Origin of the sequence: Bradyrhizobium sp. SZCCHNR1098, assembly GCF_032489375.1 — a bacterium.
Lineage (GTDB): Bacteria > Pseudomonadota > Alphaproteobacteria > Rhizobiales > Xanthobacteraceae > Bradyrhizobium.
Genome location: NZ_JAUEXY010000005.1, coordinates 239902 through 265315 on the forward strand (window position 1 = coordinate 239902; position 25414 = coordinate 265315).

At 66.0% G+C, this 25414-nt stretch carries 23 protein-coding genes; 12 read left to right on the forward strand and 11 right to left on the reverse strand.

Features of this window, described 5'->3' with window-relative positions; translation table 11 throughout:
• Nucleotides 1–155: 155 nt before the first annotated feature.
• Nucleotides 156–1142, forward strand: coding sequence for a tripartite tricarboxylate transporter substrate binding protein (locus tag QX135_RS13765; protein WP_316181182.1), 987 nt, complete (start codon nucleotides 156–158; stop codon nucleotides 1140–1142).
• A 25-nt stretch (nucleotides 1143–1167) separates the two neighbouring features.
• On the opposite strand, the gene htpG is transcribed toward QX135_RS13765, so the two are convergent.
• Both htpG and QX135_RS13775 read right to left on the reverse strand, forming a co-directional pair.
• A complete protein-coding gene (htpG, locus tag QX135_RS13770) occupies nucleotides 1168–3039 on the reverse strand; it encodes a molecular chaperone HtpG (RefSeq protein ID WP_316181180.1) in 1872 nt (623 codons plus the stop codon).
• Nucleotides 3040–3107: 68 nt separating this feature from the next.
• The gene (locus QX135_RS13775; protein WP_315795886.1) at nucleotides 3108–3626 is read right to left on the reverse strand and encodes a MarR family winged helix-turn-helix transcriptional regulator; all 519 of its coding nucleotides are present in this window, start codon (nucleotides 3624–3626) and stop codon (nucleotides 3108–3110) included.
• A gap of 139 nt (nucleotides 3627–3765) precedes the next feature.
• On the opposite strand from QX135_RS13775, the gene QX135_RS13780 reads away from it, so the two are divergent.
• The 5 genes from QX135_RS13780 (at nucleotide 3766) to QX135_RS13800 (ending at nucleotide 7623) form a co-directional block, all read left to right on the forward strand.
• The gene (locus QX135_RS13780) at nucleotides 3766–4308 is read left to right on the forward strand and encodes a VOC family protein (RefSeq protein WP_316181178.1); all 543 of its coding nucleotides are present in this window, start codon (nucleotides 3766–3768) and stop codon (nucleotides 4306–4308) included.
• 51 nt (nucleotides 4309–4359) lie between these two features.
• A complete protein-coding gene (locus tag QX135_RS13785) occupies nucleotides 4360–5997 on the forward strand; it encodes an FAD-dependent oxidoreductase (protein WP_316181177.1) in 1638 nt (545 codons plus the stop codon).
• Nucleotides 5994–6188 (forward strand): DUF2783 domain-containing protein, encoded by a 195-nt coding sequence (locus QX135_RS13790; RefSeq protein WP_315736424.1) that lies wholly within the window; start codon nucleotides 5994–5996, stop codon nucleotides 6186–6188. Before QX135_RS13785 ends, QX135_RS13790 begins: the two co-directional genes overlap by 4 nt.
• A gap of 247 nt (nucleotides 6189–6435) precedes the next feature.
• Nucleotides 6436–7086: an Mpo1-like protein gene (locus QX135_RS13795; RefSeq protein ID WP_315777682.1), complete on the forward strand. Its 651-nt coding sequence runs from the start codon at nucleotides 6436–6438 to the stop codon at nucleotides 7084–7086.
• A 126-nt stretch (nucleotides 7087–7212) separates the two neighbouring features.
• Nucleotides 7213–7623 carry a hypothetical protein gene (locus tag QX135_RS13800; RefSeq protein ID WP_316181175.1) on the forward strand — a complete coding sequence of 137 codons (411 nt, stop codon included), beginning with the start codon at nucleotides 7213–7215 and terminating at the stop codon, nucleotides 7621–7623.
• Nucleotides 7624–8387: 764 nt separating this feature from the next.
• Here QX135_RS13800 and QX135_RS13805 read toward each other — a convergent pair.
• The 3 genes from QX135_RS13805 to QX135_RS13815 form a co-directional block, all read right to left on the reverse strand.
• Entirely contained in the window at nucleotides 8388–8510 is a 123-nt protein-coding gene (locus QX135_RS13805; protein ID WP_316181173.1) for a hypothetical protein, read from the reverse strand.
• 85 nt (nucleotides 8511–8595) lie between these two features.
• The gene (locus QX135_RS13810; RefSeq protein ID WP_316181171.1) at nucleotides 8596–10296 is read right to left on the reverse strand and encodes a hypothetical protein; all 1701 of its coding nucleotides are present in this window, start codon (nucleotides 10294–10296) and stop codon (nucleotides 8596–8598) included.
• A gap of 126 nt (nucleotides 10297–10422) precedes the next feature.
• Nucleotides 10423–11226, reverse strand: coding sequence for an MBL fold metallo-hydrolase (locus QX135_RS13815; RefSeq protein ID WP_315736419.1), 804 nt, complete (start codon nucleotides 11224–11226; stop codon nucleotides 10423–10425).
• A 118-nt stretch (nucleotides 11227–11344) separates the two neighbouring features.
• Here QX135_RS13815 and QX135_RS13820 point away from each other — a divergent pair, with 118 nt between their 5' ends.
• The 6 genes from QX135_RS13820 to QX135_RS13845 all read left to right on the forward strand — a co-directional run bounded on the left by QX135_RS13820 (nucleotide 11345) and on the right by QX135_RS13845 (nucleotide 19539).
• Nucleotides 11345–12463, forward strand: a complete 1119-nt coding sequence (locus QX135_RS13820) for a ring-opening amidohydrolase (protein WP_315736418.1) — start codon at nucleotides 11345–11347, stop codon at nucleotides 12461–12463.
• 459 nt (nucleotides 12464–12922) lie between these two features.
• Entirely contained in the window at nucleotides 12923–15454 is a 2532-nt protein-coding gene (locus QX135_RS13825; protein ID WP_315736417.1) for a TonB-dependent receptor, read from the forward strand.
• A 43-nt stretch (nucleotides 15455–15497) separates the two neighbouring features.
• Nucleotides 15498–16187: a Fe2+-dependent dioxygenase gene (locus QX135_RS13830; RefSeq protein ID WP_315736416.1), complete on the forward strand. Its 690-nt coding sequence runs from the start codon at nucleotides 15498–15500 to the stop codon at nucleotides 16185–16187.
• Nucleotides 16188–17236: 1049 nt separating this feature from the next.
• Complete coding sequence (gene exbB, locus QX135_RS13835; RefSeq protein WP_315736415.1) at nucleotides 17237–18271, forward strand: tonB-system energizer ExbB; 1035 nt, start codon at nucleotides 17237–17239, stop codon at nucleotides 18269–18271.
• Between the two features lie 3 nt (nucleotides 18272–18274).
• Entirely contained in the window at nucleotides 18275–18724 is a 450-nt protein-coding gene (exbD, locus tag QX135_RS13840; RefSeq protein WP_315736414.1) for a TonB system transport protein ExbD, read from the forward strand.
• Nucleotides 18725–18750: 26 nt separating this feature from the next.
• Nucleotides 18751–19539: a TonB family protein gene (locus QX135_RS13845; RefSeq protein WP_315736413.1), complete on the forward strand. Its 789-nt coding sequence runs from the start codon at nucleotides 18751–18753 to the stop codon at nucleotides 19537–19539.
• A gap of 274 nt (nucleotides 19540–19813) precedes the next feature.
• On the opposite strand, the gene QX135_RS13850 is transcribed toward QX135_RS13845, so the two are convergent.
• The 6 genes from QX135_RS13850 to QX135_RS13875 all read right to left on the reverse strand — a co-directional run bounded on the left by QX135_RS13850 (nucleotide 19814) and on the right by QX135_RS13875 (nucleotide 25409).
• Nucleotides 19814–21673, reverse strand: a complete 1860-nt coding sequence (locus tag QX135_RS13850) for an outer membrane beta-barrel protein (RefSeq protein WP_316234126.1) — start codon at nucleotides 21671–21673, stop codon at nucleotides 19814–19816.
• Nucleotides 21674–21774: 101 nt separating this feature from the next.
• Nucleotides 21775–22116 (reverse strand): cupredoxin domain-containing protein, encoded by a 342-nt coding sequence (locus QX135_RS13855; RefSeq protein WP_315736411.1) that lies wholly within the window; start codon nucleotides 22114–22116, stop codon nucleotides 21775–21777.
• A gap of 625 nt (nucleotides 22117–22741) precedes the next feature.
• The gene (locus tag QX135_RS13860) at nucleotides 22742–23515 is read right to left on the reverse strand and encodes a cytochrome b/b6 domain-containing protein (protein ID WP_315772417.1); all 774 of its coding nucleotides are present in this window, start codon (nucleotides 23513–23515) and stop codon (nucleotides 22742–22744) included.
• Nucleotides 23516–23525: 10 nt separating this feature from the next.
• On the reverse strand, nucleotides 23526–23804 hold the full coding sequence (locus QX135_RS13865) for a PepSY domain-containing protein (RefSeq protein WP_315736410.1): 279 nt from the start codon (nucleotides 23802–23804) through the stop codon (nucleotides 23526–23528).
• Nucleotides 23805–24396: 592 nt separating this feature from the next.
• A complete protein-coding gene (locus QX135_RS13870; protein ID WP_315772360.1) occupies nucleotides 24397–24627 on the reverse strand; it encodes a hypothetical protein in 231 nt (76 codons plus the stop codon).
• Between the two features lie 173 nt (nucleotides 24628–24800).
• Nucleotides 24801–25409, reverse strand: a complete 609-nt coding sequence (locus QX135_RS13875; RefSeq protein WP_315772359.1) for a DUF4399 domain-containing protein — start codon at nucleotides 25407–25409, stop codon at nucleotides 24801–24803.
• Nucleotides 25410–25414: the final 5 nt, after the last annotated feature.

Sequence of the window (25414 nt, forward strand, 5' to 3'; positions counted from 1 at the left end):
GGGCGCTTATAGGCCCACCGGCCTGACCAGCCGTTAACCGGGAGGGTTAACCGGCCGAGAGTGCGTCGCTGTTGATGCGAATGCGATCCTTTACGAAGTTCTCGGAAATGCCGGTTAGCGTACCGCTCCCAGAACATGCCAACGCGAAGGCCGGCATGCCCAAGGACACGATGACACGACGCGCATTGCTGCGCTGCGCCGCCTGGAGCAGCGTTGCAGCCATGACTTCGACCACGGCGTTCGCCGGAGTTGATGCGCCCTATCCGGCTCAGCCTGTCACCTGGGTCATTCCGTTTGCTCCGGGTGGGGCCACCGGCCGGCTGTCGCTCTTGATCTGCGACCGGCTGACCCGCCGACTGGGCCAGCCCTTCGTGCTCGATCACCGGCCGGGTGCGGGCGGCGCGACCGCCACCAAGAACGTCGCGAGCGCCCCGCCGGACGGTTACACGATCCTTGCGACCTCGACCGCCAACGTCATCACGGCCTCGACCGACGGCCCGCCCGGCGCCGACGGCGATCTCATCCCCGTCGCGGGCATGGCGCGCATGCCGCTGCTGCTGCTGGTCAGCCGGCAGCTGCCGGTCAAGACGCTGCCCGAATTCCTGGCCTATGCCAAGGCCAACCCGGGCACGCTCAGCGTCGGCTCCGCCGGCCCCGGCACCGTGCAACTGCTGTCGGCCGAGCTGTTCCGGACCCTCGGCGGCATCACCTGGTCCACTGTGCACTATCGTGGCTCGGGGCCGGCCTTGACCGACCTCGCCTCCGGCCACATCCACGCGATGTTCGACAACGCCGCTTCCGCCGTCGACCTGTTGCGCAGCGGCAAGGTCCGGGCGCTGGCCGTCTCGACCCGCGAGCGCGCCGCCGCCTTCCCCGATCTGCCGCCGGTCGCCGACGTGCTGCCGGCGTTCGAAACCTCCGGCTTCTATGGCGTCGCAGTGCCGCACGGCACGCCGGAAGCCATCGTCCAGCTGCTCAACCGCGAGATCAACGCCGCGCTGGCCGATCCCGACATCAGCAGGCAGTTCGCGGAGGTCGGCGCCACGCCGCTCACCGGCGACGTCGGCGTCTATGCCGCGACCTACCGCGCCGAGATCATGCACTGGCGCAAGCTGGTCCCGCAGGTGAGCGCGAAGAACTGACCTCCGCGCCCGCAACCCGCCTGCCTCAAGCCCCGGCCACGCCCTGCAGCACCAGCCGGTTGAGACGGGCCGCGAACGCGGCCGGATCCTCCGGCAGTTCGCCGTCGAGAATCTGCGCCTGCTCGAGCAGCAGGAACGACAGGTCGTCGACCTTGGCCTTGTCGGCGGCGGCCTTCGCGACCGTCACGACCAGCGGATGGCGCAGATTGATCTCGAGGATCGGCTTGGTGCGGGCGCCGCGCGCCTGCTGCGACAGGATGCGCTCCAGCTCGCGGTCGGGACCATGGCTGCCGGCGACCAGACACGAGGCGCTGGTCGTGAGCCGGGTCGAGACCTTCACGTCGGTGACGTGGTCGCCGAGGCTTGCCTTGATCAGTGCGATCGTGTTGGCCTCGTCGGCGGCCGGCTGTGCCTCGTCCTCGGGCTTCGGCTCGGTCACCGGGATCGGATCGAAGTTGATGTCGCCCTGGCTCAGCGACTTCAGCGGCTTGCCGTCATATTCGAGCCTCGCCGAGGTCCAGAACGCATCGACCGGATCGGTGAGCAGCAGCACCTCGACGCCGCGCGCCTTGGCGGCCTCGAGCCGCGGATTGGACTTCAGCCGCTCGATGCTGTCACCGACCAGGAAATAGATCTCGGTCTGATTCTCCTTGAGCCCCTCGACATACTGCTTCAGCGAGCGCTTCTCGCCTGATGTCGTGGTGAAGCGCGCCAGGGCCAGCAGCTTGTCGCGGCGCTCGAAATCCTCGTACAGGCCTTCCTTGATGACGGCGCCGAACGAATCCCAGACCTTGTCGAAGTTCTCGGCATCCTTGTCGGCGAGTTGCTCCAATTCGCTGATCACCCGCGTCGTCACCGCCTTGCGAATCTGGGCCAGCTGCGGATTGTTCTGCAGCATCTCGCGCGACAAATTGAGCGGCAGGTCCTCGCTGTCGATCACGCCGCGGATGAAGCGCAGATAGGCCGGCATCAGGTCGGCGTCATCGGTGATGAAGACGCGGCGGACATAGAGCTTGACCTTGCCCTTGCGCGCCGGCTCGAACAGGTCGAACGGCTTGGTCGACGGCGCGAACAGCAGCACCGCATAGGAATAGCGGCCCTCGGCGCGGTAGTGCAGCGTCATTGCCGGCTCGTCGAACGCGTGCGCAATCGACTTGTAGGCCTTGCTGTAATCCTCGGACGTCAGCTCGGACTTCGAGCGCTGCCATAGGGCGCTGGCGGAGTTGATCTGGCGCGGCTCGCCCTCCTCCGGCACCAGCATGATCGGGAACTGGATGTTGTCGGAATAGGCGGTGACGATGCGCTCGATCTCATAAGCTTCGAGATACTTCCTGGCGTCGTCCTTGAGGTGCAACACGATCTCCGTGCCGCGCGCCACCCGCTTGGCGTCCTCCTCGGACGCGGGTGCGACCTCGAAGCCGGCGCCGCCGGAGGAGGTCCAGGTCCAGACGTCGTTCTCGCCGGCGCGCCGGCTGATGACGACGATGCGGTCGGCGACCATGAAGGCCGAGTAGAAGCCGACGCCGAACTGGCCGATCAGGCCGGTGCCGTCCTTGGCCTCGGCCAGCTTCTGCACGAACGCCTTGGTGCCGGAGCGGGCGATGGTGCCGAGATGGTCGATCAGTTCCTGGCGCTCCATGCCGATGCCGCTGTCGGCGATGGTCAGCGTATCCGCCGCCTTGTTCGGAATGATGCGGATCTGCGGCGGCTCGCCCTCGCCGATCAGCTCGGGCCTGGCGATCGCCTCGTAACGCAGCTTGTCACAGGCGTCGGAGGCGTTCGAAATCAGCTCGCGCAGGAAAATGTCGGTCTCGGAATAGACCGAATGCACCATCAGATGGAGCAGCTCGGAGACTTCGGCCTGGAAGGAATGGCTAACGGTCGCGGTGTCGGTCATCGTCGTGCGTTGGCCCATGCTATCAAGGGTGGAGAGAGACCGTCGATATAGCGCGGCGGCGGCACCGATCAAGCCTTTCGGCCGGGGGGATCATCGAGCGACCGTTCGGCGGCCGCGAGCAGCTTGTCGATGACCGTGTCGAGGGTCGCGATCTCGGCGGCCGAAAGCACGCTCAGCAGCTCGGCCTCGCGCGCCAGCGCATGGGGCACGATCCTGCGGTACAGCGCCCGCCCGGCGGCCGTCAGCGCTACGATCCGCTCCCGTCCATCCGCGGGATCGCGGCTGCGGCTGACGATGCCGCGTGCCTCCAGGCTCTGCATGGCGCGGCTGACGTTCATCTTGTCGAGCGTCGTCAGCCGGCCAATCTCCTTGGTCGGCAACCGCGGCTGCTCGCCGAGCGCCGCCAGGATCCGCCATTCCTGGCGCGACAGCGCGAACCGGTCGGCATAGACCTCCGCCACCGCCAGCGACACCTGCTCGGCGAGGCGGGCCAGCCGATAGGGAAAATAGCGCTGCAGTCTGAGCTCGCGCTCGGTGGTCCCCTCGCCGTCCCTCCGGTCCCGCATCTCGCTGGCCAGCTTCGTCATCGCGTCCTCTGCCCTCATCCGTTCCAGGCGCTCGCCCCTGGCGACCTCAATCCGATCCCAATCGGGTTGATCTGGATCAAAGCGACCAGATCGTATCATCCGTTACCATCTTGCCAACCACGAACATGGGAGGACAATCATGCAGATCGAGAAGATCCATCACGTCGCCTATCGCTGCGTCGACGCCAAGGCCACGGTCGAGTTCTACAAGAAGGTCCTCAACATGGACCTGCTCGGCGCGATCGCCGAGGACAAGGTGCCCTCCACCAAGGCGCCCGATCCGTACATGCACATCTTCCTGGATGCGGGAAACGGCAACATCCTCGCCTTCTTCGAGCTGCCGAACTCGCCGCCGATGGGACGCGATCCCAACACCCCGGAATGGACCCAGCACATCGCCTTCCAGGTCAAGGACATGGCGGAGCTCGAGGAAGCGAAGGCACGCGCGGAGGCCGCCGGCCTCGACGTCGTCGGGATCACCGACCACACCATCTTCAAGTCGATCTATTTCCATGATCCGAGCGGCCACCGGCTGGAGATCGCGGCCTGGACCGCGACGCCCGACCAGATCGCGCGGATGAAGTCGGTCGCCCACGCCATGGTCGACGAATGGGCGACCACCAAGAAGCCGCCGCGGCACACCGCCTGGATGCACGAGAAGGAATTCGCAGGCAGCGACTGAGCGATTGCTCGTCCCGACAGTCCCGACCGCAACGCGCCAGGCGAGGCAGCCATGAGCAACTATGTCTATCCGCGATTTCCCTATGTCTGCTCGGCGGAGCAGCGCAGCGGCGAGACCCGCCGCCATCCGATCGTCGTGATCGGCGCCGGGCCGATCGGCCTGACGGCGGCGCTCGATCTCGCCGCCCGCGGCCAGCCCGTCGTCGTGCTCGATGACAACGATACCGTCAGCATCGGCTCCCGCGCCGTGTGCTACGCCAAACGCCCGCTCGAGATCTGGGATCGGCTCGGTTGCGCCGCGCCGATGGTCGAGAAGGGCGTCAGTTGGAACATCGGCAAGGTCTTCTTCCGCGACCAGCTCTCTTATCAATTCGATTTGCTGCCCGAGCCCGACCATCGCTGGCCGGCAATGATCAACCTGCAACAATACTATCTCGAGGAGATTCTGGTCGATGCCTGCAACAGGACTCCGCTGATCGATCTGCGCTGGAAGCATCGGCTGGTCAGCCTCAAGCAGACCGACGACTTCGCGCAGCTCGCGGTGGAGACGCCGGACGGCATCTTCACCATGGAGGCGCAATGGGTGATCGCCTGCGACGGCGCCAATTCTGACACCCGGCGCATGGTCGGCGCTGAGTTCAAGGGCCAGTTCTTCCAGGACCGCTTTTTGATCGCCGATGTCAGGATGAAGGCGGAGTATCCGACCGAGCGCTGGTTCTGGTTCGATCCGCCGTTCCATCCGGGACAGTCGGTCCTGCTGCATCGCCAGTCCGACAACATCTGGCGCATCGACTTCCAGCTCGGCTGGGACGCCAATCCGGACGAAGAGAAAAAGCCCGAGCGCGTGATCCCACGCATCCGGGCGATGCTCGGCGAGACCACCGAATTCGAGCTGGAATGGGTGTCGATCTATCAGTTCGCCTGCCGCCGGATCGACAATTTCCGTCACGGCCGCGTCCTCTTCGCCGGCGACGCGGCGCACCAGGTGTCGCCGTTCGGCGCCCGCGGCGCCAACACCGGCGTGCAGGACATCGACAACCTCGCCTGGAAGCTGGCGCTGGTGCTGCGCGGCGAGGCGCCGGAGAGCCTGATCGACAGCTATCACGAGGAGCGCGCCTTTGCCGCCGACGACAATATCCTGAACTCGACACGGGCAACCGACTTCATCACGCCGAAGACGCAAGCTAGCCGCCTTTATCGCGACGCCGTGCTCGACCTCGCACAGAACCACAGCTTTGCGCGGCCGCTGGTCAACAGCGGCCGGCTGTCGACGCCGACACCCTATGTCGCGTCGTTGCTGAACACGCCTGACGGCGGGAGCGTCCCCGGGGCGATGACGCCTGGCACCAATGCCGCCGATGCGCCGGTGACGATCGCGGGACAGCCCGGCTGGTTGCTGAACTGCCTCGGCTCGGGCTTCACGGTGGTCACCTTCGACAACGCCGTCACGGCCGAGCAGCTCAGCATCGACGGCATCACGGCGCGGGTGATCGTCGTCGGCCGCGACATCGCTGATGCCAAGGGCCTGCTCGCGGCACGATACGGTGCCTCGCCCGGCACGACCTATCTGTTCCGTCCCGATCAATATGTCACCGCCCGCTGGCCGCAGTTCGACGAGAACGCGATCACGGACGCGGTCCGGCGCGCCTGCGGCAGGCGCGGCGCGGTCCAGCAGGAGCTTGCGGCATGAGCCTGACCCTCACCCCGAATATCAGCGATCCCGACGACTTCTATGCCGAGCTGATCGGCGGCCAGCGCGACCTCAGCGAGGACGAAGCCCTGCGCATGAACGCCAGGTTGGTGCTGCTGCTCGCCAACCATATCGGTGACCGCGCGATCCTGAGCGAGGCGATCCGGCTGGCGAGGTCGCCCGCCGGCTGATGCAGGCCGCGACACGCCACATCGGCAGCCGGCTTTGATCCGGATCAAAGCCGTTTCTCCGCATTCTGCGGCAGACAGAGAGAGCAGCCGGCGAGTCGTGCGCCGGCGCAGAGTCCGCTCGCTTGCGCACATTGCGGCTCCCGATCCGCTCCCGGTCGGTTTCATTGTGACAACATCATAATGTCACGCCACCTTCACTGAAGGCCTCTACGTCTTCGCCTCGTTCCACAACGGCACGGGGATTCGCATGTCGCGCTACTACAAGACGCTGCAGACGCAGCGCTTCGACGACTATCGCTACTATCATCAGAGCCGGATCAATCAGACGCTGCACCTGATCAGCGCCGTGATCTTCCTCGTGTGCTATGCGCTGCTGTTCAAGGATCCGGCGATGGCCGGCCTGGTCGGCTGGCTCGCGATGCTGACGCGGCAGACCGGGCACTTCTTCTTCGAACCGAACGGCTATGACCACGTCAACGGCGTCAGCAACGACTACAAGGAGGCGGTCAAGGTCGGCTACAATCAGACCCGCAAGATCGTGCTGCTGACGGTGTGGGGTCTGGTGCCGGTGGCGCTGTTCGCGTTTCCGACGCTGTTCGGCCTGTTCGCCGAGCCGGCCAGCCGGATGGACTTCGTCCGCCACGTCGGCCTGCTCTGGCTTGCGGTCGGCATCGGCGGCGGTCTGTTTCGCGTCATCCAGCTGTTTGCAATGCAGGATGTCTCGACGGGCCTGATCTGGGCCTTCAAGGTGCTGACCGACCCGTTCCACAACATTGCGCTGTATTGGAAGTCGCCGCTGGCGCTGCTGCGCGGCGAGCTCATCGATCCGACCATCAAGGACGCCTCGCATTGGGGCGCCGCCGAGGACGAGGCCGAAGAAGCTGCGCATCTCACCTGATCGCGAGTTCCCGCCGCCGGCCGGTCCTGCGGCGGGAGTTCTCGAACAGAGGGGCTGCAACAACATGGAACAACTCTCCTGCTACGCCGTTGCGGCCTCAGTGCTGGCGGCCTTCAGGAGCTCCCCATGTGTGACTACAGCCTCCATACTGTTGCTTCCCGCGATGCCAAAACTGCCGACGTGCTGGTCTCCTGTCGGTTTCCCGGCACGGAGACCCGCGGCTTCTGCACCAAGGACGACCCGTTGACCGCCGTCTGCCTGCGGCCGGGCACGGAGCTCGCCTTCGAAGACGATGTCCGCATCAAGGGCTTCTTCTTCCGCCGCAAGGTCGGCGCCCATCTCGCCCGCTTCCGCCAGGTCGACACCAACAAGCCGACCGAACATCACGATGCGCTCGAATTCTCCAATGGCCGAATCGTCAAGGTCACCGACCTCGCCACCGGCCAGCGCGCCCGCGTGCTGCAGATGCCGGCCGATCCGGCCGCCAAGCGCACGACGGCGCCGCTCACGATCGAGCTGCGCGCCACGCAGCTCTGAAGGCTTCGACATTGACTTCGACATGGACGATGTCGGCGCCGCGGCGCTGGCGTCGCCCATGGCCAATCGAAATGCTCGGCTCATCGAACGCGATGCGTTGCGGGAGTGAGGTCTTGCTGCGGATATCATCGACATGCGTCGTCGCGTTCCCGCGGCCCGTCGGACCCGAGTGATGCGGCAGTCGTCCCTCTGAAAATGAGAGGGCGCGGGGAAGGCCGGGTGCTGACCGCGGCCCATGGCCCGCCTGCAACAAGAAAAGCAGGCGGCAGTCACCACAGGTCGGGCCTGACAACCGGCCTCCCCCGCGCGATCGGTTTTAACGGTGTCCTTCGTGCTCTCCCTGGGGATCGGCTTTCTTGCCCCCATCGCCCGCGCGTGCCGTCAAGCAACGCTTGCGGACTTGACCTCAGCGTCGAGAGGCCAGGACCACACGACTTCGCCGTCCGCGCCGGACTGCGCTCGTCTGGCACAGCCGTCACGTCCATCGCAGCCCACCTCCACGTTCGTGACGACGCGTACGTCCCTCTGCACGAGGTGGGATGGGAGGAGATAAGCATTGTTTCGGAAAAATAGCAAGAGCAATTTCGCGAAATCCGCAAGCGCCCATCGAGCAGGGGCGGTGCGCTCCCCTCCCCCCCTTGCGGGGAGGGAGCGCACGGCGGGGCCGGTGCAGAAGGCGGAGGCTCGGGAAGCGCAGTCCGACGAATGCCTGGTTCAATCCGGCAGGTTCATGAACCGCGGCCGCCAGACGCCGAGGATGACGTTCACGGTGGCGCGCCGAGCATGACCCAGATCGCGCCCTGCTCGGTGCCGAAGTTGGGCTGCAGCGTCGCCGGATCGATCTGGCCGGCGACGGCGCGCGCGGCCTCGTCGGCCGCTTCCTGCATCGGTCCGTGCACGGCGGCAAAGCCCATTCGAAGACGAGGATGCCGGAAGCCAGCTTGGCGAGCGCCCAGCCGGCGCTCTCCGGCCTCAGGACGGTGAGGCCGTCCGCGGAGCAGGCTCAGGCTTCTGCACCGCCGTGGTGCCGGTGCCGCCCTGCCCGACGCGGAACAGTTGGATGTAGCTGCCGAGATAGAGCGGTGTGAGGCCGGCGACCGGCTGCTCAGGAAGCGGCGGGTCGAGCAGCAGAACGGCATCGAAGTGCGACCGCCAGCCGGCCAGATAGCGCGCGAGCTGCAACACGTCGGCCGACGGCGTGTCCGGCTGCAGCCAGCGCCACGCGGCGGGCTCGGCCAGCGGCTGCGCAAGGCGCGCGAAAGAGGGACGGACCGCCACGGGCTGCTGGCTCGGATGGGCGAACATCAGCGGCCAGAACGCCCGTCGCTCGATCACGAGCAGCGCCGCCATATGGGAATCGACATAGCGGAATCCGGGCAGGATCCGCTCGCGCCGGCTGGAGACGGGCTGCTCATGGCCATGCGCGGCGATGACGCGCGCGCCGGGCTGCACATGCGCGATCGCCGCGCGCAGTTCGGCGAGGTCGACCCTGTGATCGATCCATGCCGATGCGATGTCCGCGGTCCGAATCAGCGTCAGGCCCGCGAGGACGATGCCGACGAGCGCCGCCTTCCTGCCGGACACGACCGGCTGCAGGCCGGCGAACAGCAGCAGGCCGCACATCGCGGCAAAGCGCATATCGATGAACGTTCCGCCCAGCGCGCTCCATGGCGCCGCGACGAAGGCGACGAACAGCGCCGCCAGCGCCAGCGGAATGCCCGGCGCGACGACGATCTGGCGCCTGACGAGGATCAACACCGACAGCACCGCGACGGTCGTGATGACCGTCAGCTCGGCGCTGGTGGTCAGGAACGGCGTCATGATGCGCCACAGCTTCGGAGGTCCGATCCAGGCGCCGAGTTGCAGCCCGCCCTCACCCAGCGGACAGAGCCCGTAGAGCAGCACGGCCGGGCTGAGCGTGATGCCGAGCGCGCAGGCGACGACCACCAGCTCCCGTGCAAGGCCGGGCGACCGGCGCAGCCGCCACAGCCGATCGGCCTCTCCAGCGCCGATCAGGACCGCGAAGAACAGCAGGCCGAAGATGTGGCAGAGGAAGGCGGCCGCCGCGGCGATGGCCCCCCACGCGATCGCGGGCAGCCAGCCGCGACGGCGCAGCGCCACCCAGCCGGCGGCGCCGCCGAGCGCGAGACCAAGCGAGAGCTGGAAATTCATGAAGCCGAGCAGGAAGACGCCGTCGTAGGCGATGATGCCGGCCGCCAGCGGCCACAGCGACAAGCGGCCGAACACCGCGCGGTGATAGGCGATCACGCCAAAAAGCGGCGCGAACAGGCTGAGCGCGAGCAGGATGCGGCCGCCGACATGAACGTCGGTGAAGCGCAGCAGCGCCACGCCGATCACATCCATGCCGAGATTGGGCAGGACGCGCCAGTTCGGCGCGTACATCTGCGACAGCACGGGATCGTCGGGATGCGCCAGCACGAACAGGCGCGCGAGGTGGTTCGGATAGTCGAGCACCGGCGGCACATCGACCAGCAGGAACGGCAGCGCGAGCACGATGGCGAGCACGAGCGCCAGCACGGCCCAGAGCCGCTGCATGTGGCTGGCGGTGGACGCGAACGCCGGATCGTGCAGGCCCGGGAGAGTATCTGAATGCAGGATGAGGCCGGCCGGCGCGATGGCGCCGGTCACCGACGAGCACGATTGCGAACGCATTGAGGTACCCCACTCCGCCCGGGATACTTCGATACCATCCGACCAAAGACTGCAAGACGCTAAAATACAACCTTGTGGTTGTGCCTAATGCCCCGTTACTTTACGGGGGTTCGTGGAACCAGCGGCTCAGGCGATCGCCTGGAGATAACGCCGCACCGAGCGATCGAACGCCGCCTTCGCATCGTCGCCGATGTTCTTCTGCCACCACGCGCCGTAGATGCGGTCGAAGGCGAGCGGCGCGACCGCATCGGCGATGCGGCGCACGGCGGCGGCGCCGAGCGGGATGTAGTTCGGATAGGAGTACATGAAGCTGACGTGGCGGCGATCCATCGCCACCATCGCGATGTCACCGGTCAACAGCGCGCCCTTGCCACCGGCACCTTTGCGCCAATGCAGGATGGTGGCGCCGGCGAAATGCCCGCCGGTCCGCAGCAGCACGACGTCATCCGAGATGGCGAGGCGATCGCCCGTCCATGGCACGATGGCCGGATGCGGCCGGGTGACGAAGGCGCGGTCGTCGCCATGGAGATAGACCGGCGCGTTGCCGAATGCCTCGCTCCAATCGGCGACCGCGCCATAGTAGTGCGGATGCGACACCGCGATGGCCTTCAGGCCGCCCAATGAGCGGACGCGGGCAATGGCTGCCTCCGTCGCCAAGGGAATGCAGTCCCACATCACGCAGCCGTCCGGCTCGGGAACGAGCAGCGCGCGCTGGCCGATCGCAAAGCTGGGATCCAAAGCGAGGCCGGTCAGGCCGTCATCCTCGCGCCAGATGACCTGATGCCGGCCAGCAAGGTCGTCGCGGCTGAGGAAGCTCTGTCCCTTCCAGTTCACATATTGCCGCTCGTCCTCGCAGACGACGCAATGGCCGGGCGGCGCCTTCGTATCGGGAAACTGCGCGCCGCATTGAAAGCAGGTCCAGAGAGGCATGGATCACCGGTCGTCGAGATGGGATTGCGGAGGATAGCACGCGGACCATCCCGGAACACCGTCGCGCGCGGCTTCGTGATTGCCTAGTGTCGCCGGACGCCCGACAGGAGTTCTCGACATGCCGACCACGCTGCGCCGCGCCTACGTTCACCGCCTGCCGATGCGCAGCCCGGACGATGTCGGCGCGCTCGAGGCCGGAATCGCGCAAGGCGCCATCGATCCCGCCGGCATCGTCGCCATTCTCGGCAAGACCGAGGGCAATGGCTGCGTCAACGATTTCACCCGCGCCTTCGCCGTGCGCTCGCTGGAGGCGCTGCTCGGCCGATATCTCGCGGCCGACGCCGTGCGGCAGATCGCGATGGTGATGTCCGGCGGCACCGAGGGCGCGCTGTCGCCGCACATGATCGTGTTCGAGGCACGCGACGGCGGCGACGCCGTGGCGCCGCGCGCTTTCCCGGCATCGCTGGCGCTCGGGCGCGCGCGCACGGCGGCGCTGGCGGGCGAGCATCTCGGCCGCATGCCGCAGGTCGAGCTCGTGGCGGCCGGCGTGCGCGCGGCGATGGCTGACGCCGGCATCAGCGATCCCGCCGACGTCCATTACGTGCAGGTGAAATGCCCGCTGCTGACGATGGAGCGGATCGAGGCGGTGGAGGCGCGGGGAGAGCGCACCGCCGTGCGCGATACGCTGAAGTCGATGGGCTTTTCCCGCGGCGCCTCGGCGCTCGGTGTCGCCGTCGCGCTCGGCGAGGTCGCCGCTGCCGATCTCTCCGATGCGACGATCTGCACGGATGTCTCGCGCTACAGCGAGCGCGCGGCGACATCGGGCGGCGTCGAGCTGCTCGACCACGAGATCATGGTCGCCGGCATGTCGGCCAAGTGGAGCGGGCCGCTGGCGATCGATCATGCGGTCATGGGCGATGCCATCGACATCGAGCCGGCGCGGCAGGCGCTCGCCCGACTCGGCCTGAACGTGCCGGGCCAGGTGCCGGCCGCCGATCGCAGCCGCATCGCCGCGGTGCTCGCCAAGGCGGAGGCAGCGCAGAGCGGCCGGCTGCGCGGCCAGCGGCATACCATGCTCGACGACAGCGACGTCTCTTCGACCCGCCACGCCCGCGCCTTCGTCGGCGGCGCACTGGCCGGGCTGTTCGGCTTCACCGACCTGTTCGTCTCGGGCGGCGCCGAGCATCAGGGCCCCGACGGCGGCGGGCCGGTCGCGATCATCGCCGAGCGCCGCTGAACTCACGGTCGAAATCCCGGGCCACGCGTTCTACCTGATCACCACGGCGAAGTTCTGAGCCGCACACGCGTCCCGATCAGGAAACAGATTCGCCAGATTCCCGCCGCATCTCGCGACGCGGCGGGGAGCAGCTCGAGCCGAAGATCGACCGAAGTGATCGTCAAGCGCACGATTCACCTCGCGAGACGACGTGAAAGACCATCAACTCTCTCATCAGCAATTGAATGACGGAGATCAGCTCAACCAGGAGGTTTCAACTGTTGCCGTGAGGCGACACTTTGCGAACAAGTCTCATTTTCAGAAATGGATGGAAACTTTTCGCATTCCAGCCTCCAGCGGAACCAGCTTTGGACCGCTTTCGCTCGCTTCTTGACTTGCATTCGCAACAGGCACGCGCCCGTTGCGGGCGTTCAAACGAACCCAAGTCAAAGTTTTGCGTAACGAATGGGGTGGTCGAGTATGGGTAAGGCAATCTTTCCAAGGAGCTTGCGAGGGGCAAGCGGGCACGAGTGGGATCCATCTCCCGAGATTTCCGGTGTGAAAGTCTCGGCGGTCGCGAGCCTGATCGCGGTGGCCTCGTTCTCCAGTGCCGAAGCCCAGCAGGCGCCGCTGCCGTCCGTCAACGTCGAAGCCCCGGTGGCCCGCCCCAAGCCGGCCGCCTCGCGCCCGACCGCGGACCAAGTCCGCGCCCGCGACGCGATGCGCCGCGCCGCCCGCCAGCAACAACAGCAGCAGGCCGCGGCGCCGAAGAGCAATCTGCCGCCCGACCGCAACCCCTATTCCAGCCCCGCTTCCGACTACAAGGGCGAGCGGCTGCAGGCCTCCGGCAAGTTTCCGGAGAAGCTGCTCAACACGCCCAAGACCGTCACCGTCCTGAGCAAGGAGATCCTGGCCGACAAGAACTCCACCAGCCTCAAATCCGCCGTGCTCTCCACCGCCGGCGTGACGCTCGGCACCGGCGAAGGCGGCAACGCGTTCGGCGACCGCTTCTTCATCCGCGGCTTCGACGCCCGCAACGACGTCTTCATCGACGGCGTGCGTGACGCCGGCGTCTCCGTGCGCGAGAACTTCTTCACCGAGCAGGTCGAGATCCTGCGCGGCCCGGCGTCGTCGTTCGCCGGCCGCGGCACCACCGGCGGCGCGATCAACATCGTGACCAAGCAAGCCACGACCGAGAACAGCTTCTACAACATGGACACCACGCTCGGAACCGACAGGACCAAGCGCGTGGTGATCGATGTCAACCAGAAGATCACGCCGACCTTCGCTGCCCGCGTCGGCGGCCTGTTCCAGGATGCCGGCGTTGCCGGCCGCGACTACGTGACCGACAACCGCAACGGCGGTTTCATCGCCACCAAGTGGACGCCGCTGGACACCGTGACCCTATCTGCCAACTACATCCACAACGAGGTGACCGGCCGTCCGGACTTCGGCGTGCCGTATTATCGGCCGAGCACGCTCACCGCCGGCGCGCCGTTCCCCGAGGTCGGCTCGCCGCGCAACGCATGGTATGGCTTCGTCAACCGCGACTTCTCGCGTGTCGGACAGGACATCGGCTCGTTCAATGCCGAGGTGAAGGTCACGCCCGACCTGACGATCTCCGACAAGGTCCGGGTGTCGCGCTCGACCTTGAACTACATCGGCACGCTGCCGGAAGGCCCGACCAACATCAATCCGCCGTCCGGCGCGCTCATCAGGGCCAACCCGCAGAGCCGCTTCCAGCAGACGGACGTGCTCGCCAACCAGCTCGAGGCGACCTACAAGTTCGACACCGGCAACTTCAGGCACACCGTGCTCGCCGGCCTCGAGGTCTCGCAGGAAAAGGCGCGCATCAACAGCTACACCGGCCTGACCTCCGAGCAGCAGGGCCTGGCGTTCGCGGGCAGCGGTTCGCTCTCGGGCGTGAGCGTGTTCAACCCGCAATTCACGAACCTGCCGTTCGGCATTCCGTCGCTGGGGCAATTCCCGACCAACGTGAAGATCGACTCGGCGAGCGTCTACGCGCTGGACAGCGTCAACTACCGCGATCTCGTCATCCTTAACGGCGGCGTGCGCTACGACAAATACGACGTCCGGGTCGACGGCTTCGGCACCGTCAACGGCGTCGCCAACACGCCGGGCTCGACGGCGGCCTCCAGCGGCATGCCGAACTTCAACGTCGGCATGACATTGAAGCCGGTGCCCTACGCCAGCTTCTATGCGGCCTACGCCACGTCATCGAATCCGGTCGGCGCCGAGTTCGACGGTCTCAGCCCGCAATATGGCGGCCTGTCGGCGGTCACCAATGGCGGCGCAAACCAGATCTTCGGGCCCGAGAAGAACACCTCGATCGAGATCGGCACCAAATGGGAGCTGCTCGACGGTCGCCTGCTGGTCACGGGAGCCTTGTTCCAGACCGAGAAGGAGAACGCCCGCGAGTCGCGCAACATCACCAGCGCCGCGCAGGCCACCGCGGACTGCCCGTATCCGGCAGGCACCATCGGCTCTGTGCCGTGTCTCTCGGCCGGTGCCGCCTACCGCATCCGCGGCATCGACCTGCAGGCCGGCGGCAAGCTGACCGACAAATGGAGCATCTTCGGCGGCATCGTGCTGATGCAGTCCGAGGTGACGAAGTCGAACATCCCGCCGGCGAACACCGCGCTGTTCACCAGCAATGTCGGCCTGCAGCTCGCCAACACCGCGCACCAGTCGTTCAGCCTGCTGACGAAGTACCAGATCAACGACACCTGGGAGATCGGCGGCCAGGCGGTGTACCGCTCGAAGATCTTCGGCGGCACCTGGCTGGCGGCGAACCAGGGCACGGAGTTGCCGAGCTACTGGCGTTTCGATGCGTTCGCGGAAGCCAAGCTCGACAAGAACTGGACGGCGAAGGTGTTTGTTGCCAACATCTTCGACAAGCTCTACTACGACGCTCTCTATCAGAGTGCCACGCCGTTCGTGCTCGTCGGTCCGGGACGAAGCGCATCGATCGTCCTGTCCGGACGGTTCTGATCGCAGACCACCCAGCCGGGGGCACACATCAATTGATGAGTTCATGCTGATCTGTGTCCCCGGAATTCTGAGCAAAGACGATGTGGCGGAGTTTCGCCGCATCATGGACTCCAGCGACTGGGAGGACGGCCGCTCGACGGCCGGCGCCCAGTCGGCCATGGTCAAGCGCAACGAGCAGCTGCCGCCCGACAGCGAGGTGGCGCGCAAGCTCGGCCACCGCATCATTTCGGCGATGACCGCCAATCCGCGCTTTCTCGCCGCCGCCATCCCGCAGCAGATCTTCCCGCCGCTGTTCAACCGCTACAGCGCGGAGTCGGGTCATCATTTCGGCATCCACGTCGACAACGCCGTGCGCGGCGACAAGCTCACGGGCCTGCGCGTCCGCACCGACCTCTCGGTCACGCTGTATCTCTCCGAGCCGGAGGATTACGACGGCGGCGAGCTGGTGATTGAGGATCTCTACGGCTCGCACGAGGTGAAGCTGCCGGCCGGCGACCTCGTGCTGTATCCCTCCTCGAGCCTGCACATGGTCACCCCGGTGACGCGCGGCGTCCGCGTCGCCTCGTTCTTCTGGCTGCAGAGCATGATCCGCGATCCCCTCGCGCGCAGCATGATCTTCGATCTCGATACGACGATCCAGGGATTGTCGCAGCGGATGGGGCGCGACGATCCGGAAATGGTGCGGCTGACCGGCCTCTATCACAACCTGATCCGCTACTGGGCCGAGAACTAGAGGTTCTCCTTCGATCGCAACGATCTGGTTGAGTTCGATCGTTTACGAGCCGGGTTGCACGCGATGCAGCCCGGCTCATTCGTTTTGGTGATGATCCCATCGTTCAGGCGCTTTCCCCAGCGCTCGCGACAGACCGCCATCCGTGCTCACATGCAGTCGGCTGGTCCGTTTCTCGGAGCTGTCGATCCATGTCTTTGACCGCTGGCGGATCGTCGTTGGCGAGCTCTGCGATTTTCCGTGGCGGTGAGCGCGTGCGCTTCGCGAGCCCCCATCGCGACCGCGATGGCCGTTGATCACGACGTGATCAGGGGCGTGCGGCGCGTGCTTCTTGAACGACGCCGATCTCATCGGCATTCTGATTCGGACATCGACGCCCTCAAGCTCCTTTCGGACGGCATCCCGTCCCGAAAGCCGCGCGGCATGCCCTCGTACCAGCCGAACAGGATCATCACGGCGGTTCCGACTAATTAGAATCGATGGAAGACCGAACGGAGGCAATTGCGTGACGCGCGGCCGCATCGGCGGCGTCATGCACGGCTAGCTCCGTCTCGCATCAGGACTTTCAGGGAGTTAGGACGTCACGTGCGGCATCGACGGCCGATGAACAGGCCGCACGATTCGATTTTTCATTTGGCATCGCACTCACCGGAGTGACTGCCGACCTTGATGTTCCCGCTTTGAGTCAACGGGCCGTCTCAAAACAGCCGGGTTACGACTAGAAACATTACAGAGAAGATAACTACCAAGGGGTATGCAGCAACATGTTCAGGATCGTTCTTCATGTAGGAGCGGTGATCGCAGCCGTTTCGGCCGGCGCCATGGCGCATGCCGAGCAGCCGGCCACATCGCCGAGACCTGGCCAGGCTGCAACCGCCCCGCAGACCACAGCACCAAATCCGGCGAATGCGACCGGAGCGAAATCCGTTCAGCCTCTGGCTACAGCGGCCGCCACGCAGGCGCCTGCCGTTGCGCCCGTCAACGCCGCCGCGGCCAGCGCGCCGGCTCCCGTTGCGCACGCAGCTCAAACTCAGAGCGCGGCGCCGAAGCCAGTGACCATCGGACAGGCGCAGACGGCCCCCGCTGTTGCCCAGCCCGCGCCGCAGACGGCCGCGCCTGCTCCCACGGCAACGGCTCCGGCCACCGGCGGCGCCGCCACGGCGGCCGCACCGGCACCGGCTGTCACCACGCCGCAGGCTGCCGCAACGAGCCAGGCGCCGGCAGCCGCAACGAACGACGCCCAGCCGTCGACCGCTGCCGAAACCGTTACTGACGCGTCGGTGGGCGACAAGGCGAAGGATCAGGCAGAGAAGCCGACGCAAGGCGGTGCGCAGGCGGCATCACACGTGCCGCACGATCTGTCGCCATGGTCGATGTTCCTGGCCGCCGACATTCTCGTGAAGTCGGTGATGATGGGGCTGGCGCTCGCCTCGCTTGCGACCTGGACCGTCTTCATCGCCAAGACCATCGAGTTCTCCATCCTGCGCCGGAAGCTGAGCAGCGCGCTGCGCAAGGTCGACGACGTACGCTGGCTGTCGGAAGCCAAGCTCGCGCTGGGATCACGCCAGAACGTGCTGACAGCACTGATCGATGCCGCCATGCACGAGATCAGGATGTCGTCCGAACTGCCGTCTCACGGCGTCAACGAGCGCGCGGCGTCGAGTTTCTCCGAGATCGTGCGTGCCGAAGGCCGGCGTTGCCGGACCGGCATGGGCCTGCTCGCCACGATCGGCTCGATCTCGCCCTTCGTCGGCCTGTTCGGCACGGTCTGGGGCATCATGAACAGCTTCATCGGCATCTCGAAGTCGCAGACCACGAACCTCGCCGTGGTCGCGCCCGGCATCGCCGAGGCGCTGCTCGCGACCGCCATCGGCCTCGTCGCCGCGATCCCGGCAGTAATCATCTACAATCACTTCACGCGGGTGACGAAGGGCTACATGGAGCTCGTCAACCGGTCCTCCGGCGCCACCGCCCGCATGCTGTCGCGCGATCTCGACCGCGGCCAGAGCCACCACAGCCATCACGGCGAGCGCTTCGAGCCGATCCACGTCCACTCCGCGCCTCCGATGGCGCTCGCAGCGGAGTAGGTCATGGCCGTTTCTCTGTCTGAAGGTGATGGTGACGACGATCTCGGCGAGACCAGCGACATCAACGTCACCCCGTTCATCGACGTGATCCTGGTGCTGCTGATCATCTTCATGGTCGCGGCACCGCTCTCCACGGTCGACGTGCCGGTCGATCTTCCGACCTCGACCGCCACGCCGCAGAAAAAGCCGGACAAGCCGATCTATGTCAGCATCAAGCCGGATCTGACGCTGTTCGTCGGCGAGGAGCAGGTGAAGCGGGCGAGCCTGGTCAGCACGCTCGAGCACATTCCCGAGGCCGCCAAGGACAAGTTCATCTTCCTGCGCGCCGACCGCGGCGTGGCCTATGGCGAGCTGATGGACGTGATGGAGCTGCTGCGGACCGGCGGCTATCCGAAGATCAAGCTCGTGACTGTCGAAGGCGTCTCACAGGCCGCCGCCCAGGCTGCACATTGAAACCAGTGAAACGACGGAAGTGAAGAATGGTCGAACACAAGTATCAAGGAGCGTCGCGCCGCTTGTGGATCTCAGCCGCGATTGGCGCCGTGATGTTGCACGGTGGCGGCGCCGCACTCGCGGTCGTCCATCTCAGCGGCAATGATGCGGAAGGTGGCCTCGGCGCCGCCGGCGCTGAATTCGCGCTCGAGATGGCCTCGCCCCAGGTCGAGGACAACGATCTTCCGCCGGGCCCCGACAGCGACGCGGCCGAAGCTGCGCCGGAGCAGATGCAGCAGACCGCCGAAGTCCAGGAGTCCGACGCCGTCAAGGACAAGCCGACCGAGACCGAGGAAGAGGCCGATCGGGTCGTCACGCAGAACGACCCCAAGAAGCCGGAGAAGGAGGAACAGCAGCAGGCGACCCAGCAGGCCGAGGCGTCGGTCGCGTCTGCCGCGCAGGAAGAATCGGCCCGCAAGGCGCTGGACGAGGCCGCGCCGCCGGCGGAGACGGCCAAGGCCCCCAATCCGGGAATGGGCAAGGACAAGCAGAAGCTGACCAACGATTGGGGTCGCAAGATCAGCGCCTATTTCGAGCTGCACAAGCGCTATCCGGAAGGCAAGAAGCACAATGGCACGGTCAAGGTCGCGCTGGTGCTGAGCCGGGCCGGCAAGGTGGTGTCTGCGTCCGTCATGCAGTCGTGCGGCGACTCGATGTTCGACGATGCCGCGCTTGCGATGATCCGTCGCTCCGACCCGGTGCCCGCGCCGCCGTCCGGACTGACGGACGATCAGTTCAGCTTCAGCCTCGACGTGAACTTCAACCAGAAGAAGTAGTCGTGGCCGAACTGACACGCAGATCCGGAGTTGGCAGCGCTCACCTCGTGGGCGCTGCATTTCGTTTTGGAGACTGGAGCCAGCCACTCCCGCCGCGCGTCCACCCGTCGCTGGGTGGCTATACTACATGGCGAAGCCGGCGCGAAACTCCAGCTTCCAGGCTTGCGGCCCTGCCCCGGAATGACTGTGGCCGCGTCACGACAGCAGGCGTGATCTCCAGGCACGCGCTCAGAAGACCGCAGATGCGGCGCGCGGGCGCCTGCCGGGCAGCCGATCAGTACTGTACCCGCGCGCCGACCTGCACCACGGTCGCCGACAGATTGTTTTCGCGGAAGTTGGAGCGCGTCTCCTCGCGCCGGACGCTGGCCCTGAGCTGCAGCAGGCGTGAGAACTTGTAGAGCATGCCGAGCTCGACCAGGTAGCGGTCGTCGACCCGCGTCGTGCCCGTGAAGGCGTCCTGACCAAAGCCGGCGAGGAAGGTGCCGATCAGCCACGGCTCGAACTGGTGCTCGACGCCGACCGTGACGTCGCGCTTGAGCACGCCGGAGATTCCGGGCTCGGTGATCTCCACGACCTGCGACTTGGCGCCGAACATCACCGCCGTCTCCTTGGCATACTGCCAGGTCAGGTTGGCGTCGGCGATGAAGCCGTTGACCGGTTTCAACATCGGATCCTGATAGCGGCGCGTGAGATAACCCACCGCAACATCGCCGGTCAGCTTGTCGGCATAGTTGAAGGTCACGCCCGCCTCGACCGCGGTGCCGGTGGAGTCGCGGCGAAAGCCCTCGGCATCGACCGCGATGTCGTGAACGCGGCGGTCGACGGCGACGTCGACGAAGGGCCGGATCTCCGGGGTCAGGTTGTAGGTCACGCGGCTCTGCGAGCCGTATTGGACGAAGTTGCGATCGGCGTTGCTGACGATCTGGCCGTCCATCAGCGGCGCGTTCTGGAAGGCGACACGGTCGATGGCGGCCTTGGTCGAGATTTCGACCTCCTCGAACCGCTTGGTGACGCCGGCCGAGCCGCCGACGGTGGAGGCCAGCGGAATCTTGGCGAACCGGCCGGCGAAGCGCGGCGTGCCGGGATCATCGGCATCGACGGCAACGTGCCCCTCGCCGTTGAGCGCAAACGTATCGGTGATGTCGTAGCGTCCATTCACCTTGGCGTCGACGGTAGGCCTGCTGAGCTGCCGGAGCTTCGCATAGTCGATGTAGCCGACGCGCACATCGGCGTTGAGCAGATGCCGCTCGAACTGAGAGCGCACGAGCAGGACCGGCGCAACGCTGACGAACGCCGAGCCCTTGCCTTGTGGTACACGGCCGGGATTGCTGTCGAAGCCTGATGACATTTCGAACGCAGGCTTCAGGAGGAAGTTTCCCACCGTGATGCCCTTGGGCTCATAGGGGTCCTCCTCCATCATCGGCGGCTGCGCCGGCGGCTCCTGCGGCTTCTGCCCCTTGTTCACCGGCGGCAGCCGCATCTTCGGCTTATCGGCCAGAACGGGCGGAATCGGCTGCGCATCCTGTCGCGGAATCGGCGGCAGGTTGCGCGGCAGCACGCCACGGGTGGCCGGCGGCGGACTGACGGCGAAGGCCAGCGCATCCAGACAGCGATTGGGGACGTTCGTCGTCGACAGCCGGCCGGGCGTCGACAAGCAGCCGCCAACCAGGAGGCCGGCGGACGGAGCACCGAAAAAGCCGTTTCGAACCGGAGCCAGACGCGGCGCCGGTTCGCGGCGCGCGGCCTGAGGGAGCGCGCCCGCGCCGGCATCGATCGGAGACCGCGGCCGCGGCGGTGCAGCCCCATCCACCTGCGTTGCCGCCTTGGGCTCCGGCTCGACGCCGCCAGGCGAAACGATCACCTGCGGAATGACCAGCGGTCCATTGCCATTCGCGGGCCGCGCCGGCTGGCGGCGGCGGTTGGGCACGACCACCACCGGCCCACCCTCGGCGGCCCCGGGATCTGCATAGGCTCTGACCTGGCTCCCCGGAACGACGGTCTGACCGTAGGACGGCGCGGCTCCAAACAGCGTCACGAGCAGCACGGTGATCGCAACCGACTCCTCCTGGCACCATGAGACGTCGCGACCGATGCCACGTCTGGAAGCGACCGTCTCTCGTGCTGCCCGTTCCAAAAAGCCTCGTCTCCGTCGAGTTCGGCAACCTGCGAAGCGCGGCCCCCCCCCGCGGCGTGACACGTTCCGGCATCACGGCGCCGCGGGGGCCGAAGGCCGGATCACTCGATGATCAGCGTGCCCTTGTTGCCCTGATGGAAGTCGTCGAAGAATTCGTAGCGTCCCGGCTTCTGCGCCTTGACCTTCACGACGCCTTCCATGTTCGGCTTGATCACCGTCTCGAACTCCAGGGGCTCGCTCTCGAACTCGACCGGCGCGCCATCCAGATTCTTGACCTTGAACACGATCGGCGTGTCGGCCGGCGCCTTCATCTCCGTCGGCTGAAACTTGTTGTCCTTGACCGATATCTCGATCGTGGTCTCCGCCGCGCCCGCCGGAAGCGCGAGCGCCGCGATCAACAGCGCGGCGGCTCCTGCTGCCTGTACCTTCCCAAAGAGATTCATGGTGTATGTCCCTGTCCCGAATTCACCCAAATGTGCCGGACGGCTTCCAGACGCTCGCCTGTTTCGACGAGTCTCCGACACTTCATAGAACGACTATAAAGTCCCGAATGCGGCAATTTGCCGTGTCCAAATTTGACAACATCGTTGTGTGCGACAAAGCGCGCGACTTTATTAGTTGCGTAGCGTCGCGGCGCCGCGCAGATGCATCGGCTTGAGCATCGCCGACGCGCGGCACCGAATGACAGCGACGAAAATCAGCGGTTTCTGCGGTCGAGAGCAGCATGATCGCCTTGGTTCGCATCGCGGCTGTGCTGATATGAGACACGACAGGTCATGCAGCGTGGTCGCACACCCCGCGAACCACACGAGACTCACGATCGACCGCGCGCGCTGCGCGCAGCACATGCATGATCCTCATGCGCCGGCTCGTCGAGGCGACTGCGAGCGAGATACACGCATAGGAACGCGCTCGCGCTGGTCCCGCGCGGCATGGGCCGAAATGTGCGTGCGCGTCCATCCAGCTCGAGCCGTGCGCGGACAAGCCTTGCGCGCACCAGAAATGAAATCAGACGCGAGCCCGCCCGCCCATATCGGCGGCGAGCGCACACGACCGATGCCCGCCGCCTCACCTGCCGACCCCCAGCCGCTTGTCGTGAATGCTGAGGGACCGCGGCATGCGTGCGGGCTTCGCGGCGCCAAGCGTCGGATTCACGCGCAGGGGCGGCAGATCGGGCACGACGGATACGTGCTCCTCGTTCGCCATCGGCTCGGGCTCCGGGTTCTGCCGTGCGACGCTGCGCGCCGCCGCCGCACGCACGATTCCGGGCACGCGCTTGCGTCCCGTGACCATCGCGCGCATCAGGTTCTCCCGCTGCAGCACGCTCATCCACACCGTGCCGAGCACATGCACGGCGATCAGGGCGATGATGGCATTGGACGACAGCGCATGCGCCTGTTCGATCCAGCCGACGCCGAAGAACCGGACCGAGACCTGCATGACGCCGCTGATGGTCGAGACGATCAGAAGCGCGAGCATCACGACCAGCATCGCGGCGCCTGCCGGGTTCAGCCCGAGATAGCGTCCCGTCTCTCCGCGCAGCATGCCCACGATGTATTGAGGCGCCGCCCGCAGCTTGAGGCTGATCCGCGCGAACAGCGAATGGCGGCTGCCGATCAATCCCCAGATCAGCCTGAAGGCGAGCAGACCGATGACGGCGTAGCCCGCCAGCCGATGCAGGCGGTCGAACGTGTTGGGCGTGACGCAGGCGACGAGCACGAAGGCCGCGAGCGACCAGTGCCAGACGCGCAGCGGAAAATCCCAGACCGCCACGGTCCCCGAACTTGAGTTCGCCGGCGTCTCGGAGGAGACGCTCCGCTGCGCCCGGCCTGCGTCACGCATGACCATCAGATCACTTCGCCTTCGTATGCTTCAGTGCGAGGTCCTCGGGGCTGTAGAACAGCTCATAGAGCTTGCCGCCCTTGACGCCGTAGACCTCGTAGCAGGTGCCCTCGATCTTGGTCTGGCGGACCTCGTAGCCGGCAGCCTTCGCCTTCGCTTCGGCCTCGGCCGTCGTCTTCCACGACGCCTTGTCGAGCTTGGTGCAATCCTTGTAGCCGTCGGCGAGCGCAGCGGAGCCCGACGCAAGACCCGCCGCCAATGCCACAACCATTATCTTGATGACCTTCATTATCAAATCCCTCCTCGAAGACTGCGCCATCGGCGCCAACAGCGCTCGATGCGCGGGCTACAAAGGGGAGGGAGATTTCAACGAAACTTGGACATCGCATTCCGCGGCGGACGGCCTCGAACACGCATGCGCGGCTCGAAACAATCCGCATCCGGCCGCAATGTCGCTGAGATGCGAACTCATATACGTTCCAGTCAGGATCGAACCGTGTCGGCAGGCTGCTGATCTTTTTCCGGAATCGGCAACGTGCGTAGTTCCCCGTACGTTGCAACTGATATTGATTCGCAAGGATGTAGCAGCACTGGCGCGAGGCGCACGCGCCTTCCTCGCGCATAAGGCGTCACTGGCGATGCGTGCGGGACCACACTCCTGCCCGATTGCGGCTGTGACCAGGGTGAGGCGAGAAAGGAACAGACAGCTACACGGCTGCGACCTTAAGCCTCAGAAAAAAATATTCTGAGCGCTGCGATCGTTCACTCGACCGGAGCGATATCGGTACCGGACGATGACAATGCGGCTGTGCGCACGCATCTACCAACCGTCAAGCGCACATGCGTGCGAACAGCGGTATACCGAAGAAGCGATCCTGATCTCAGGCGCGGGCGATGCCCTTGCCGACACGGACCACCGGCCAGGATGGCGGATCGCTGCAGGGAAACGACTTGTCGGATGCCTCGGCAACGACGTCCCAGCTCGCGTCGGGATCTGCCATGGAATCGCGCCCGGACGAGCGGCCACGGCCGGGTGAGCTGCCCTTGCTCTCGCCGCCGCTGCGGACCGCGACGTCGGCACGCCTCGCGAGCCTTGGCGCGAATTTCGACATGCTTCATTCCATCGCTGCGGCAGGCAGGATGATGATGGATCGCCCTTGCCGCTATGGAGCGACAAGCGCCGCCCTCGGCGATGGTTCCACAAGGAGCGACCGAGCTTGCGTCCCACGGTCGCGCGTAAGCCGACGCACATCAACGCGCTCGGCCACCGGGAATGGAGAGATCGTCACTTCGTCCCGGAGAAGACGCGGCTGATGAAGTCGGAGCTCTCGGGCGACTTCGTCGTCTCCGGCGGCGGCTCGGGCTGGGCCGGCGGCTCGGCTGGTACGGATCGGATCTGCGGTCTGTTTCGGGCGCTGGCGCTGCGCGTCGCACGCGCCTCCTGCTCGCCTCCGTTCGGCTTGCTCACCGTGATCATGATCTTCTCGGAGATCACCGGCGGATCGAAGTTGAGATGCCTGGTGTCGCCCAGCACGAGCTGCAGCGTGTGCTTGCCGGGCGACAATTCGATCCGCGCCTCCGTCTCCCCCGCTGCGTAATGAACGTGTTTCTTGTCACGCGGAATCTCCTCGCCGGCCTGCATCGTCTCGTCGACGTCGACCAGAAGATGATGATGGCCACTGCCGGCGAAATCGTCACCCGCATGGGTAACGCCCATGTTGCGAAGTCCGAAGCGAGCGATGACTGGCCCGGTCACCGTCTCCCCGTCCGCAGGGGAGATGAAATAGACGCGGGCATCCTTCGCAGCCTTCGTTCCCTTGGCCGGCGCCAATGACGGCGCGAGCACGAGCGATGCGGTCAGGATGAGGCAGAGTCGCGCAGACCTCGGCAGCATGCAAA